Consider the following 12,695-nt stretch of genomic DNA (forward strand, 5'->3'; position numbering starts at 1 on the left):
GAATTAGACATGGCGAAACTCGCAATCACCCTCACACGCAGCACTATTGGTCGTCCGGAAGATCAGCGTGTAACAGTACGTACACTCGGTCTTCGTAAAATGCATCAGACTGTCGTTGTCCCTGACAACGTAGCGATGCGCGGTATGATCAAAAAAGTGTCGCACCTTGTGACTGTAAACGAAATCAACGAATAATAAAGATCTTACTAAATAAGGAGGTGCCACTATGAAACTCCATGAATTGAAGCCAACTCCAGGTTCGCGTCACGAACGCAACCGTGTCGGTCGCGGTATGGCGACTGGTAACGGTAAAACTTCTGGCCGTGGACATAAAGGTCAAAAAGCTCGTTCGGGCGGTGGCGTTCGTCCAGGATTCGAAGGTGGGCAAAACCCACTTTACCGTCGTCTTCCAAAACGCGGTTTCAACAACCCTACTCGTAAAGAGTATGCAGTTGTTTCCCTAGACACGCTTAACCGTTTCGAGGCAGGTACTGAAGTTACTCCAGAACTCTTAATTGAGACTGGTGTTGTCAGCTCTGCTAAAGACGGAATCAAAGTACTTGCTAACGGCAAGCTTGAAACAAAATTGACTGTAAAAGCCAACAAATTCTCGGGTGCAGCGAAAGAAGCGATCGAAGCAGCTGGCGGTTCAGTTGAGGTGATCTGATGTTTCAGACGATCTCCAATATGTGGCGCGTGAAAGATATTCGACAGCGTATTCTCTTCACACTCGCAATCATCATCATTTTCCGCATCGGGGCCCATATCCCGGTGCCGATGGTGAATACGGATGTGTTGCGTTTTGACTCAGGTGGTCTTTTAGACTTCTTGAACTTGTTTGGAGGAAATGCTTTACAGAACTTCTCCCTGTTCGCAATGGGGATCATGCCGTACATCACGGCATCGATCGTTGTGCAGCTCTTACAAATGGACGTCGTTCCGAAGTTTGCCGAATGGGCAAAACAAGGCGAGTCTGGGCGTAAAAAGCTAGCGACGGTCACGCGCTATGGGACGATCATGTTAGGGTTTATCCAAGCGACGTCATTGTCGTTCGGGTTTAACCGCCTCTATCCAGGTCTCGTCAACGAGACGTGGGGCACGGCAACCTATTTCGTGATCGCGATCGTGCTGACTGCAGGTACGGCGTTCTTGATGTTCCTTGGTGAGATGACGACGGAGAAAGGTGTTGGGAATGGTATTTCCATCATTATCTTCGCCGGTATCGTCGCTGGGTTCCCAAGAATCTTTACGCAGATTTATGAAACGAAGCTCCAAAATGCTGGAGACGCGTTATTCATTAACATCGTTTACTTGGTTGTGCTATTGCTCGTCATTCTTGCGGTGACCATGGGGATCATTTATGTTCAACAGGCCGCTCGCAAAATTCCGATTCAATACGCAAAACGCACGGCGAACCGTACCCCTGTGGGCGGACAGTCAACGCATTTGCCAATCAAACTAAACGCTGCCGGTGTCATCCCGGTCATCTTCGCGATTTCCTTCATGGTGACACCACCAACTGTTGCAAGCTTCATTGCTTCTCCGGAAACGACGCAGAAGTTGCAGACTTACTTCGATACGACGTCTCCAATCGGAATGTCGATCTACGTAGCGCTCATCATCGCGTTCGCTTACTTCTATACATTCATTCAGGTAAACCCTGAACAGATGGCAGAAAACCTGCAGAAGCAAGGTGGCTATATTCCTGGGATTCGTCCTGGGGCGCAAACAGAACAGTACATCACGAAGTTGCTTTATCGATTGACTTTCTTCGGAGCGATTTTCTTATCGCTCGTAGCGATCATGCCGACAATCTTCATTAAGCTTGCCGGTCTCCCAACTTCGGTGCAAATCGGAGGAACGAGCTTGTTGATCGTTATCGGGGTAGCCCTCGAAACGATGAAACAAATCGAGAGTCAACTCGTAAAACGACACTACAAAGGCTTTATCCGTTAAAGCGGAAGGAAGGGTACACCCTTCCTTCCTGTCGTGTTTACGACGTGTTGTGAAAATCAAAACTGGAGGCTAACTGAGATGAATCTAGTACTCATGGGCTTACCGGGTGCAGGGAAAGGGACTCAAGCGGCTAAAATCGTTGAAGAGTACCAAATCCCACACATTTCGACAGGCGACATGTTTCGTGCGGCAATCAAAGGCGGAACGCCACTCGGCAAAGAAGCAAAATCGTTCATGGATAAAGGCGAACTCGTACCGGATGAGGTAACAATCGGAATCGTACGCGAACGCTTGAGTCAAGATGATACGAAAAACGGCTTCCTGCTCGATGGATTCCCGCGTACTGTTGCTCAAGCAGAGGCACTCGAAAGTTTGCTTAAAGATTTGGGAAAACAGATTGACCATGTCGTGAATATCGATGTGGATGCGGAAATTCTCGTCCCGCGTTTGACAGGTCGTTGGATCTGCCCGACGTGTGGTGCGACATATCACGTGATCTTCAACCCACCTAAAGTGGAAGGCATCTGTGATGTGGATGGGTCGGCTCTCATGCAACGTGAAGACGATAAAGAGGAAACGGTCCGCCGTCGCCTTGACGTCAACATCGAGCAATCGAAACCACTCATTGACTTTTACGCTGAAAAAGGGTATCTTCGTACATTGGATGGAGATCGTCCAATCGATGTCGTATACGCCGATGTCAAAGCGTTACTCGGTGGTACTGAATGATCATCACGAAGACGCCTCGTGAAATAGCGATTATGCGTGAGGCTGGGCAAATTGTTGCTCGAACACACCAGGTGCTCAAAGAGCACATCAAACCAGGTATTACGACGCTTGAGCTCGACCGGATCGCGGAAGAATACATTCGCAGCCAAGGTGCGACACCGTCGTTCAAAGGCTATAACGGGTTTACCGGTAGCGTTTGTGCTTCAGTGAACGAAGAGCTTGTTCATGGGATTCCCGGAAAACGGGTATTGAACGATGGGGATATCATCTCGATCGACATCGGTGCCTACTATAACGGATACCATGGAGATTCCGCTTGGACGTATCCAGTGGGAACAATCTCGGAAGAGACACAGCAGTTACTTGACGTGACTGAAGAAAGTCTGTATAAAGGATTGGAGCACGCTAAGGCTGGACAGCGTTTGACAGACATTTCGCATGCGATTCAAGCGTATGTGGAATCTCATGATTTCTCTGTCGTCCGCGAATACGTCGGTCATGGTGTCGGACAAAATTTGCATGAAGAACCGCAAATTCCGCACTATGGTCCACCGGGGAAAGGGCCGCGCCTGAAGACTGGAATGACGTTAGCCATTGAACCAATGGTCAACGCTGGTCAACGCTATGTTCGGACACTGGCTGACAACTGGACAGTTGTGACAGTGGACGGTAGCATGTGCGCCCACTTTGAGCACACCATCGCCATCACAGACGATGGATACGAGATTTTAACGAAACTCGATTCCGGTGAATGAGGCTCTATTGCTTCGTGCTGATCCGTTACGGATCCTTCTCTCACAGTACAATGCGATAGATCGTCTGTGCTCCTAAATATCTTCATATAGAAAGGGGAATAAATGATGGCGAAACAAGATGTCATTGAAGTGGAAGGCACTGTTGTCGAACCACTTCCAAACGCAATGTTTAAAGTGGAGTTAGAAAACGGCCACACGGTGCTCGCGCACGTCTCAGGGAAAATTCGGATGCACTACATTCGAATCCTTCCAGGTGACCGCGTAACTGTCGAGTTGTCTCCGTACGACTTGACTCGCGGGCGGATTACGTACCGTTACAAGTAACTCCGATTTTTCCAGGAGGAGGGTATAATCATGAAAGTAAGACCGTCGGTAAAACCGATCTGCGAAAAATGTAAAGTTATTCGTCGTAAGGGTAAAGTAATGGTAATTTGCGAAAACCCGAAACACAAACAAAAACAAGGTTAATCTAAGAGGAGGTGCACACATGGCACGTATTGCTGGTGTAGATATTCCACGCGAAAAACGTATCGTTATTTCGCTCACATACATCTTTGGTATTGGTAAAACAAGAGCACAAGAAATTTTGAAGGCTGCAAACGTATCTGAAGATTCACGCACACGTGATCTTACAGAAGACGAAATCAACCGTATCCGTGAAGCAATTGACGGAATTAAAGTTGAAGGTGACCTTCGCCGTGAAGTTTCACTCAACATTAAACGTTTGATCGAGATCGGCGCATATCGCGGTGTTCGTCACCGTCGTAGTCTCCCTGTTCGCGGACAAAACACGAAGAACAACTCGCGTACTCGTAAAGGCCCACGCCGTACAGTAGCGAACAAGAAGAAGTAAAGGAGGGAATTGAACAATGGCGAAACGTAAGCAAAATGTACGTTCAAAACGTAAAGTCAAAAAACATGTTGAAGTCGGTGTGGTACACATCCGCTCTACATTCAACAACACAATCATTACAATCACTGACACGCAAGGTAACGCGATCTCATGGGCTACTTCTGGTAACCTTGGATTTAAAGGATCACGTAAATCGACTCCGTTCGCAGCACAATTGGCTGCTGAAACTGCAGCGAAAGTTGCAATGGACAACGGTATGCGTACAGTAGAAGTTAACGTTAAAGGTCCTGGTGCTGGACGTGAAGCGGCTATCCGTGCCCTCCAAGCTACTGGTCTTGAAGTAACTGCAATCCGTGACGTAACACCAGTTCCGCACAACGGTTGCCGCCCTCCGAAACGTCGCCGCGTATAATCGCTTGTGCGTGTGAAGGGCTTACCTAGCACAAACAGCATATACAATGCAGCTCGCGCTGCATGGCAGGATACACTCAAGGAGGGGTTCAGATGATCGAGATTGAAAAACCAAAGATCGAAACGGTCGAAATCAGCGAGGATGCTACGTTTGGTAAATTCGTGGTGGAACCGCTTGAACGTGGATATGGCACTACTCTCGGCAACTCACTACGTCGAATTCTTTTGTCATCGCTCCCTGGTGCAGCGGTAACAGCGGTTCAAATCGATGGCGTTCTTCATGAGTTCTCTACGATTGACGGAGTCGTCGAAGACGTCACGCAAATCGTATTAAACCTCAAGAAGTTGGCTCTCAAAGTGTACTCGGACGAAGAGAAAACGCTTGAGATTAACGTTTCAAGTGCCGGTGCTGTCACTGCGGCAGACATTACCCATGATAGCGACGTTGAAATCTTGAATCCTGAGCTCCACATCGCGACTCTCGCTGACAACGCGACGCTTCGCATGCGTTTGACTGCTCGCCGTGGTCGTGGTTACGTCCAGGCAGAAGATAACAAACGTGATGATATGCCGATTGGCGTTATTCCAATCGATTCGATCTACACACCGATTCAACGCGTGAACTACGAAGTAGATAAAACACGTGTCGGTCAAGATGCTAGCTTCGATAAGCTTCTATTAGACGTGTGGACAGATGGTTCAATCCGTCCGGAAGAAGCGGTATCGCTCGGGGCGAAAATTTTGACAGAACACTTGAACATCTTTGTTGGCTTGACTGACGAGGCTCTCAATGCAGAAATTATGGTCGAGAAAGAAGAAGACCAAAAAGAAAAAGTACTCGAAATGACGATCGAAGAACTCGATCTCTCAGTTCGTTCGTACAACTGCTTGAAGCGCGCGGGCATCAACACTGTTCAAGAACTCGCAAACAAATCAGAGGAAGAGATGATGAAAGTTCGTAACCTCGGACGTAAATCACTCGAAGAAGTTCAACTCAAGTTGGACGAGCTCGGTTTGGGCTTGCGTAAAGAAGACTAAGTTCAACCGAAGGAGGGAAATGTAATGGCTTATTCGAAACTCGGCCGTACAAGCTCACAACGTAAGGCACTTTTACGTGATCTTGCAACTGACCTTATTATCAACGAGCGCATTCAAACAACTGAACAAAAAGCGAAGGAACTTCGCCCAGTCGTTGAAAAATTGATCACTCTTGGGAAACGTGGCGATCTTCATGCCCGTCGTCAAGTAGCTTCATTCGTTCGTAAAGAGAACGCTGGAGAAAAAGACGCAATCCAAAAATTGTTCGAAGACGTGGCACCACGCTACGCTGAACGTCAAGGTGGATACACACGCATCATGAAAGTCGGCCCACGCCGCGGTGACGGTGCAGAAGTCGTAATCATCGAACTCGTCTAATTCATTAGGCAGTCAACAGGGCATGCGGTGACGTATTGCCCTGTTTCCACATCGGAAAGGAGTCGGCAGATGGAATCTCAAATTATGGTACGCGATATCGTGTTTCGTTACCCGGGACAAACCGAGCCAGCCTTAAACGGGCTGTCACTCGACGTATACAAAGGGGAATGGCTCGCTATCGTTGGCCATAACGGTTCTGGCAAGTCGACTTTGACGAAGTTGTGGAATGGGCTTTTGCTTCCTCAAGAAGGAGAAGTCCGGGTTGAGACACTCGATCCAACGGACGCCACAGACGTGTGGGACGTTCGGAAACGGATCGGTGTCGTCTTCCAAAATCCTGACAACCAGTTTGTCGGGGCGACCGTGCGCGATGATGTGGCATTTTCTCTCGAAAACATGGGACTTCCACGTCAAGAAATGGTTCGTCGAATTGATGACAGTCTAGCGCGCGTTGGATTATCGGAACTAGCGGACCGTGAACCGCATCAGTTATCCGGTGGACAAAAGCAGCGCGTTGCGATTGCTTCGGCACTCGCAATGCGCCCGCATGTCCTCGTGCTCGATGAAGCTACCTCAATGCTCGACCCGATTGGGCGCAAAGAGGTGATTGAAACGGTACAACAGCTCGTCTCAGAAGGGATGACCGTTGTCGCCATTACCCACGAGCTCGACGAAGTGTTGTTTGCCGACCGTATCATTGCATTGTCAAAAGGCAAGATTGCGATGACCGGTACACCCGAAGACGTGTTTCAAAATCCGGAGGCGTTACGAGCCATTCAGCTCGACGTACCGTTTATTGTCCGGATGCAACTCGAACTGAAGGAACGGGGCATACCACTCGATCGTCTGATGCTACAACATTCGGAGTTGGTGAACCATCTATGCCGATTAGCATTGAAGAAGTGACTTACCAATATCAATTGAATACTCCGTTTGAACGAACCGCGCTGCGCGATGTGAATGTAATGATTCCGTCGGGGGCGCTTGTTGCGTTTCTTGGCCATACTGGGTCAGGCAAGTCAACGCTCGTTCAACATATGAACGGACTGCTGCGACCGACAAAAGGGCGTGTCGTCGTCGATGACATCGAAGTCCGTGCGATTACGAAGCGTCGCGACAAAAAGCAAAGCCTGCTACCGCTTCGGCGCCGCGTTGGGCTCGTCTTTCAATATCCGGAGCATCAACTATTTGAAGAGACGGTCGAACGCGACGTCATGTTTGGTCCACGAAACTTTGGGGCGTCTGAAGACGAAGCGAAAGAGCGGGCTCATGCTGCGTTGCGCCTCGTCGGCCTGGATGAAACGTTATGGGGCCGTTCCCCGTTCGATCTCTCGGGCGGACAGATGCGTCGCGTCGCCATTGCCGGCGTGCTCGCTAGTCGGCCTGATGTTCTCGTCGTAGATGAGCCGACGGCCGGACTCGACCCGCTCGGCCGTCGTGAGATGCTGGCGTTATTCAAACGGCTAAAACAAGAACTCGATTTGACGCTCATTCTCGTTTCGCACGATATGGACGACGTGTTAGCGTACGCAGAACGAGTCGTCGTCATGGAACGGGGCGAGGTCGCCTTTGATGGGAATCCATTTGACTTGTTCAAAGATGAGGCGCTTGTCAAAGGGCTCCAGCTTGAAATCCCACATGTGCTTCGCTTCGCGAGTGAGCTTGCCCCTGCGTTCGGTGTTGCGACACCGGCCTTACGGACCGAAGGCGAATTGGCGGACTGGATCGCGCTCGAATTGAGAAAGGGGAGAGCGACATGATCATCGGACAGTACATTCCCGGACATTCATGGCTCCATACACTTGATGCGCGAGCCAAGACGTTGTTCATCCTCGGCTTCATTCCCATCGTCTTTTTGGCTGATAACTTATGGACGAACGTGTTCTTGCTTGGCTTTACCTTGTTCGCCGTGAGACTGTCTCAATTGTCATGGCGGTATTTATGGAATGGATTGAAGATGATTTTATTCCTCATCATTTTTACACTGTTGTTGCAACTGTTCTTTAACCGGGACGGGACGGAGTTGATTGCATTCGGTCCGTTCGCGATTTATTCGGAAGGCGTCCGGATGGGCTTGATCGTCTCGCTCCGCTTCTTCTATCTCGTCATGTTGACGACACTCGTCACACTGACGACCACACCGATGGAACTGACCGATTCGATTGAAGCAGGGCTCCGCCCCCTCGAACGATTCCGAGTGCCTGCCCATGAGATCGCCCTCATGCTGTCGATCTCGCTCCGGTTCCTTCCGACCTTGGCTGACGAGACCGATCGCATCATGAAGGCTCAGCAGGCGCGAGGCGTCGATTTGAAGAGCGGTCCGCTCAAGGATCGCTTGAAGGCAGTCGTCCCGCTTATGATCCCATTGTTTGTGTCGGCGTTTAAACGTGCTGAGGACCTCGCTACGGCAATGGAGGCCCGCGGGTACCGTGGGGGTGAAGGACGGACGCGCTTGCGTGAGATGACGTGGCACCGTCGTGACACGGTGTTACTCATCATCTTCGTGGTCATCACACTCATCTTGATTGGATTGCGAGGGATAGGATGAAGCGAATTAAATTGACGATTGCGTATGATGGAACGAACTATGCCGGTTATCAGGTCCAACCGAACGGAAATACGGTTCAAGCCGAAGTAGAGGGTGTGCTGGCGCGGATGCATAGTCAGACCGTCAAAGTAGTGGCCTCGGGTCGTACGGACGCCCGTGTGCATGCTCGGGGGCAAGTGCTACACTTCGATACGCACCTCGCTATGCCAGCCGACCGGTTCGTCAAAGCGCTGAATGCAATGTTGCCCGATGATATTCTTGTCCGGTCCGCCGAAGAGGTCGATACGTCGTTTCACGCGCGTTACGGGGCAAAACGGAAAGAGTATCGCTATTTCTTCCGAAGCGACGCGGACCCGTTCCGGCGCCACCATGCTGTAACGGTCACGTACACGCTCGACTATGAGCGGATCCGACAGGCGCTACGCATGCTCGTCGGGACTCACGACTTCACCTCCTTTTCAGTGACGAAGGCTGAGGTAGAGGATCGTGTCCGCACAATCTATGAAGCGGAGCTCGTCGAAGCGGGCGATGAGATGTATATTCGTTTCGTCGGCTCGGGCTTTCTTTATAACCAAGTCCGTATTATGGTAGGGACGTTGTTAGAGGTCGGGCGTGGGAAATATGAGCCGGCAGACGTGAGCCGGATGCTCGCCTCAAAAGACCGGCGTAGCGCTGGGATTACAGCCCCACCGCACGGTCTATACTTGTGGAATGTGAATTATGAAAAAGTAGATTGACATTCCCCCTATAAAATCGTATTATATTCATTGGCATTTCATTTTCACATTGAGAGATGAACCACAATCTTAGCCCCGTAAACTAGGATTATGATAAAGCATCAAACAAGCACTAAAAAAATTAAGCAAACAGACATTTTAGGAGGTATTCCACATGCGCACGACATTCATGGCAAAAGCATCTGAAGTAGAACGCAAATGGCTCCTTATCGACGCAGAAGGCAAAACACTTGGTCGTTTGACTAGTGAAGTAGCATCACTTCTTCGCGGTAAGCACAAGCCGACTTTCACACCAAACGTTGATTGCGGAGACCACGTCATCATCATCAACGCTGAGAAAATCCACTTGACTGGTAACAAAATGAACGACAAGATTTACTACCGTCATTCAGGTCATCCAGGCGGTTTGAAATCACAAACTGCAAAAGAGCTTCTCGCAAAACGCCCAGAGCGTATGCTTGAACTCGCAATCAAAGGGATGCTTCCAAAAGGATCACTTGGTCGTCAATCATTCACTAAACTCCACGTTTACGCTGGAGCTGAGCACAACCACGCAGCACAAAAACCAGAAGTTTACGAACTTCGCGGTTAATCGGGACACAGGGAGGAACTAAACGATGGCAGATGTACGTTACTACGGAACAGGCCGCCGCAAACACTCGGTGGCTCGCGTTCACCTCGTTGCAGGTGACGGCAAAGTTGTTGTAAATGGCCGTGATATTTCAGAATACTTCGGACATGAGACTTTGATCATGATGGCAAAATCACCACTCGTATTGACTGAAACAGAAGGTAAATACGATGTAATCGTTAACGTTAACGGTGGTGGATTCACTGGACAAGCTGGAGCAATTCGCCACGGCGTATCGCGTGCGCTTCTTCAAGCGGACCCAGAATTCCGTCCAAGCCTCAAAGAAAAAGGCTTCTTGACTCGTGACGCTCGCATGAAAGAACGTAAAAAATACGGTCTTAAAGCTGCACGTCGCGCACCACAATTCTCGAAGCGTTAATCTTCGAACAATTTGGTTCAAACTCTCTGCCCATCGGGGTAGAGAGTTTTTTTGTTGCTCATGAAATTGTTGGTTTCCATTCCCTCAAGAAAACGCTTTTTTTGATATACTGTTAGCGAGACAGAAATTAGGGGGAAACCACATGCTTACAGTAGAACAAGTTCGTGAAGAATTGGCGGGGTTGATCGATCCAACAATCAACCGTACGCTTGGAGATACAGCTGGCGTGAAGGATATTCGCATTAAAGAAGATTATGTCAGTGTAAAAGTGGCACTCGGTCAAACCGGGAGCGGCGAGCAACTCCAACTTCAACAAGAGATTGTCACGTTGCTCAAAGGAAAAGGATTCAAGACGGTCGGTCTTCGCTTCGAGGCGCTCAATGACGAAAGTTTGAAAGAAGCGACGAAGCCAGCTATTCTCCGTGAAAATGCTGGCACGACATTCATTGCGATTGCTTCGGGCAAAGGTGGCGTCGGGAAATCGACAGTCTCGGTCAACTTGGCAGTCGCGCTAGCGCGGGCAGGGAAGAAGGTCGGATTGATTGATGCGGATATTTACGGCTTCAGTGTACCTGACATGCTCGGGATTGAAGAGCGGCCGGTCGTCCGTGGCGAGAAAATCATTCCTGTCGAGCGTTTCGGCGTGAAAGTGATTTCGATGGGCTTCTTTGTAGAAGATAACGCTCCAGTCATCTGGCGTGGACCAATGCTCGGGAAGATGCTTAATAACTTCTTCAACGATGTTGAGTGGGGCGACCTAGACTACTTGCTCCTCGATTTGCCACCAGGGACGGGTGATGTCGCCCTCGATATTCATTCGATGCTCCCGGCATGTCAAGAGTTGATCGTCACGACGCCACACGCAACAGCTGCTTTTGTCGCTGCGCGTGCTGGGGCAATGGCCATCAAGACAAACCACAAAGTGCTTGGTATCATCGAAAACATGGCGTATTTTGAAAGTAAAGTGACAGGGGAGAAAGAGTACGTCTTCGGCTATGGCGGCGGCGAAAAATTGTCTGAAGCGTTGAAGAGCAAATTGCTCGCGCAAATTCCGCTCGGTCAGCCGTATGAGAATGAAGAAGACTTTGCACCATCGGTTTACCGAGATGGGCATCCGTTTGAGAAGACATACGACGGACTAGCGCAAGCGGTCATTCAACAGATAGAAGGGTAATGGTTTATAGATGAAGGTACAAGGATTTTTAAGGTTATTTTGGACGACGCTCGTCTTCGGGACGTTGTTTGGGTTCGTTATGAACTTGCTGGCCAATCCTGGCTATTTAGTGAGTCAATCGTGGGAAGCGATCGTGACGGCACTCAGTTACTCGAGCACATGGACCGGGATTAGCATGATGGGCTTCTTCGCCTACTTGATTGTCCACCGGGTCGGATTGGATTTGTTCCGTGGCCCAAAACTATGGAATCGTGTACAAGTGCTGTTAATCGCCTTCGCACTATTTGATGCGGTTTACCTTCGTATGCTCGCTTTTGGTAACGATCATATGTGGCGGTATATCGGGGAGATGGTCGTGTTAGTGATCGTTTCATGGATTATCGCAACGAGTAAGGCGAAACAGACGAACGCGAGTGCGTTCATCCCGACGCTCTTCTTGATGATCGTTATAACATTGATCGAATGGATTCCAGCCCTTCAGGCGACGGATGAGATTGCGCTCTTGTGGCCAGCGTTAGCGACGCTCGTATTTGCTAACGCGTATCAAGTATTGATGCTACATCGATTCCAAGCGCCTGCTCAAGCAGAGGATGCCAAACCATCGACGAAGAATCAGGCTAAAGCTAAATCTAAGAAACGGGTGTCTTCTAAATCGTCCTAACACCAATAGGAACGGAAGCACTCGATAGTTACACTCTTCAACAACGTAGCGTCGCCCTAGGTGGGAGGACGCTACGTTGTTTTTATGTGAGGAAAGTCGGTTTTCAACGTTGGAAAAAAGATTCCCGAAGAAAATAAAGTTTTTTTAGAAAAACAGTTGACGAAAATGCGGGGCGCTGATATATTAATAAACGTCGCTGCTGTTCAAATCTGAACAACAGAAAGCGGATGAAAAAAATAATAAAAAACGGTTGACTTTCAAAAGTCAAATCGCTATTATTAAAAAGTCGCTAACACAACAGACACTTGGTCTTTGAAAACTGAACGATGAGGCAAAAATGTTTTACAATTTTTGATTGAAGCGCAAGCTTCGTCATTTTTAAAGAGCTATATCAAATTCTTTGGAGAGTTTGATCCTGGCTCAGGACGAACGCTGGCGGCGTGCC

Annotated in this window: 19 protein-coding genes; all 19 read left to right on the forward strand. The window is 49.2% G+C overall.

Annotated elements, in window-relative coordinates:
* Positions 1-9 precede the first annotated feature (9 nt).
* On the forward strand, positions 10-195 hold the full coding sequence (gene rpmD, locus KNP79_RS13985) for a 50S ribosomal protein L30 (RefSeq protein ID WP_021066617.1): 186 nt from the start codon (positions 10-12) through the stop codon (positions 193-195).
* A gap of 31 nt (positions 196-226) precedes the next feature.
* Complete coding sequence (gene rplO / locus KNP79_RS13990) at positions 227-667, forward strand: 50S ribosomal protein L15 (protein WP_021066618.1); 441 nt, start codon at positions 227-229, stop codon at positions 665-667.
* Complete coding sequence (gene secY / locus KNP79_RS13995) at positions 667-1,956, forward strand: preprotein translocase subunit SecY (protein WP_034781688.1); 1,290 nt, start codon at positions 667-669, stop codon at positions 1,954-1,956. Before rplO ends, secY begins: the two co-directional genes overlap by 1 nt.
* Positions 1,957-2,034: 78 nt before the next feature.
* The gene (locus KNP79_RS14000; RefSeq protein ID WP_029594431.1) at positions 2,035-2,685 is read left to right on the forward strand and encodes an adenylate kinase; all 651 of its coding nucleotides are present in this window, start codon (positions 2,035-2,037) and stop codon (positions 2,683-2,685) included.
* On the forward strand, positions 2,682-3,440 hold the full coding sequence (map, locus tag KNP79_RS14005) for a type I methionyl aminopeptidase (RefSeq protein WP_034781687.1): 759 nt from the start codon (positions 2,682-2,684) through the stop codon (positions 3,438-3,440). The genes KNP79_RS14000 and map overlap by 4 nt, the downstream gene beginning before the upstream one ends.
* A 105-nt stretch (positions 3,441-3,545) precedes the next feature.
* On the forward strand, positions 3,546-3,764 hold the full coding sequence (infA, locus tag KNP79_RS14010) for a translation initiation factor IF-1 (RefSeq protein ID WP_021066622.1): 219 nt from the start codon (positions 3,546-3,548) through the stop codon (positions 3,762-3,764).
* A gap of 30 nt (positions 3,765-3,794) precedes the next feature.
* On the forward strand, positions 3,795-3,908 hold the full coding sequence (gene rpmJ / locus KNP79_RS14015) for a 50S ribosomal protein L36 (protein ID WP_003156543.1): 114 nt from the start codon (positions 3,795-3,797) through the stop codon (positions 3,906-3,908).
* 19 nt (positions 3,909-3,927) lie between these two features.
* A complete protein-coding gene (rpsM, locus tag KNP79_RS14020) occupies positions 3,928-4,293 on the forward strand; it encodes a 30S ribosomal protein S13 (RefSeq protein WP_024372197.1) in 366 nt (121 codons plus the stop codon).
* Positions 4,294-4,309: 16 nt separating this feature from the next.
* Entirely contained in the window at positions 4,310-4,705 is a 396-nt protein-coding gene (gene rpsK / locus KNP79_RS14025) for a 30S ribosomal protein S11 (RefSeq protein ID WP_021066624.1), read from the forward strand.
* 92 nt (positions 4,706-4,797) lie between these two features.
* A complete protein-coding gene (locus KNP79_RS14030) occupies positions 4,798-5,742 on the forward strand; it encodes a DNA-directed RNA polymerase subunit alpha (protein WP_021066625.1) in 945 nt (314 codons plus the stop codon).
* A gap of 24 nt (positions 5,743-5,766) precedes the next feature.
* A complete protein-coding gene (gene rplQ, locus KNP79_RS14035; protein WP_012727650.1) occupies positions 5,767-6,120 on the forward strand; it encodes a 50S ribosomal protein L17 in 354 nt (117 codons plus the stop codon).
* Between the two features lie 69 nt (positions 6,121-6,189).
* Positions 6,190-7,026 carry an energy-coupling factor transporter ATPase gene (locus KNP79_RS14040; RefSeq protein WP_021066626.1) on the forward strand — a complete coding sequence of 279 codons (837 nt, stop codon included), beginning with the start codon at positions 6,190-6,192 and terminating at the stop codon, positions 7,024-7,026.
* The gene (locus tag KNP79_RS14045) at positions 7,002-7,880 is read left to right on the forward strand and encodes an energy-coupling factor transporter ATPase (RefSeq protein WP_034781683.1); all 879 of its coding nucleotides are present in this window, start codon (positions 7,002-7,004) and stop codon (positions 7,878-7,880) included. The genes KNP79_RS14040 and KNP79_RS14045 overlap by 25 nt, the downstream gene beginning before the upstream one ends.
* Positions 7,877-8,668, forward strand: a complete 792-nt coding sequence (locus KNP79_RS14050; protein WP_034781681.1) for an energy-coupling factor transporter transmembrane component T family protein — start codon at positions 7,877-7,879, stop codon at positions 8,666-8,668. The genes KNP79_RS14045 and KNP79_RS14050 overlap by 4 nt, the downstream gene beginning before the upstream one ends.
* Positions 8,665-9,405, forward strand: a complete 741-nt coding sequence (gene truA, locus KNP79_RS14055; protein WP_214797793.1) for a tRNA pseudouridine(38-40) synthase TruA — start codon at positions 8,665-8,667, stop codon at positions 9,403-9,405. The genes KNP79_RS14050 and truA overlap by 4 nt, the downstream gene beginning before the upstream one ends.
* A 154-nt stretch (positions 9,406-9,559) precedes the next feature.
* The gene (gene rplM / locus KNP79_RS14060; RefSeq protein ID WP_034781675.1) at positions 9,560-9,997 is read left to right on the forward strand and encodes a 50S ribosomal protein L13; all 438 of its coding nucleotides are present in this window, start codon (positions 9,560-9,562) and stop codon (positions 9,995-9,997) included.
* A 25-nt stretch (positions 9,998-10,022) separates the two neighbouring features.
* A complete protein-coding gene (gene rpsI, locus KNP79_RS14065) occupies positions 10,023-10,415 on the forward strand; it encodes a 30S ribosomal protein S9 (RefSeq protein ID WP_021066631.1) in 393 nt (130 codons plus the stop codon).
* Between the two features lie 142 nt (positions 10,416-10,557).
* The gene (locus KNP79_RS14070; protein ID WP_021066632.1) at positions 10,558-11,589 is read left to right on the forward strand and encodes an Mrp/NBP35 family ATP-binding protein; all 1,032 of its coding nucleotides are present in this window, start codon (positions 10,558-10,560) and stop codon (positions 11,587-11,589) included.
* Between the two features lie 10 nt (positions 11,590-11,599).
* Positions 11,600-12,250, forward strand: coding sequence for a KinB-signaling pathway activation protein (locus KNP79_RS14075; RefSeq protein ID WP_138858568.1), 651 nt, complete (start codon positions 11,600-11,602; stop codon positions 12,248-12,250).
* Positions 12,251-12,695 lie beyond the last annotated feature (445 nt).

This window comes from Exiguobacterium sp. s7 (assembly GCF_018618195.1).
Lineage (GTDB): Bacteria > Bacillota > Bacilli > Exiguobacteriales > Exiguobacteriaceae > Exiguobacterium > Exiguobacterium mexicanum_A.

What these genes read in the sequence shown, in the direction of transcription:
- rpmD (WP_021066617.1), top strand. Translation starts at nt 10, where the DNA reads ATGGCGAAACTCGCAATCACCCTCACACGCAGCACTATTGGTCGTCCG.
- rplO (WP_021066618.1), top strand. Translation starts at nt 227, where the DNA reads ATGAAACTCCATGAATTGAAGCCAACTCCAGGTTCGCGTCACGAACGC.
- secY (WP_034781688.1), top strand. Translation starts at nt 667, where the DNA reads ATGTTTCAGACGATCTCCAATATGTGGCGCGTGAAAGATATTCGACAG.
- KNP79_RS14000 (WP_029594431.1), top strand. Translation starts at nt 2,035, where the DNA reads ATGAATCTAGTACTCATGGGCTTACCGGGTGCAGGGAAAGGGACTCAA.
- map (WP_034781687.1), top strand. Translation starts at nt 2,682, where the DNA reads ATGATCATCACGAAGACGCCTCGTGAAATAGCGATTATGCGTGAGGCT.
- infA (WP_021066622.1), top strand. Translation starts at nt 3,546, where the DNA reads ATGGCGAAACAAGATGTCATTGAAGTGGAAGGCACTGTTGTCGAACCA.
- rpmJ (WP_003156543.1), top strand. Translation starts at nt 3,795, where the DNA reads ATGAAAGTAAGACCGTCGGTAAAACCGATCTGCGAAAAATGTAAAGTT.
- rpsM (WP_024372197.1), top strand. Translation starts at nt 3,928, where the DNA reads ATGGCACGTATTGCTGGTGTAGATATTCCACGCGAAAAACGTATCGTT.
- rpsK (WP_021066624.1), top strand. Translation starts at nt 4,310, where the DNA reads ATGGCGAAACGTAAGCAAAATGTACGTTCAAAACGTAAAGTCAAAAAA.
- KNP79_RS14030 (WP_021066625.1), top strand. Translation starts at nt 4,798, where the DNA reads ATGATCGAGATTGAAAAACCAAAGATCGAAACGGTCGAAATCAGCGAG.
- rplQ (WP_012727650.1), top strand. Translation starts at nt 5,767, where the DNA reads ATGGCTTATTCGAAACTCGGCCGTACAAGCTCACAACGTAAGGCACTT.
- KNP79_RS14040 (WP_021066626.1), top strand. Translation starts at nt 6,190, where the DNA reads ATGGAATCTCAAATTATGGTACGCGATATCGTGTTTCGTTACCCGGGA.
- KNP79_RS14045 (WP_034781683.1), top strand. Translation starts at nt 7,002, where the DNA reads ATGCCGATTAGCATTGAAGAAGTGACTTACCAATATCAATTGAATACT.
- KNP79_RS14050 (WP_034781681.1), top strand. Translation starts at nt 7,877, where the DNA reads ATGATCATCGGACAGTACATTCCCGGACATTCATGGCTCCATACACTT.
- truA (WP_214797793.1), top strand. Translation starts at nt 8,665, where the DNA reads ATGAAGCGAATTAAATTGACGATTGCGTATGATGGAACGAACTATGCC.
- rplM (WP_034781675.1), top strand. Translation starts at nt 9,560, where the DNA reads ATGCGCACGACATTCATGGCAAAAGCATCTGAAGTAGAACGCAAATGG.
- rpsI (WP_021066631.1), top strand. Translation starts at nt 10,023, where the DNA reads ATGGCAGATGTACGTTACTACGGAACAGGCCGCCGCAAACACTCGGTG.
- KNP79_RS14070 (WP_021066632.1), top strand. Translation starts at nt 10,558, where the DNA reads ATGCTTACAGTAGAACAAGTTCGTGAAGAATTGGCGGGGTTGATCGAT.
- KNP79_RS14075 (WP_138858568.1), top strand. Translation starts at nt 11,600, where the DNA reads ATGAAGGTACAAGGATTTTTAAGGTTATTTTGGACGACGCTCGTCTTC.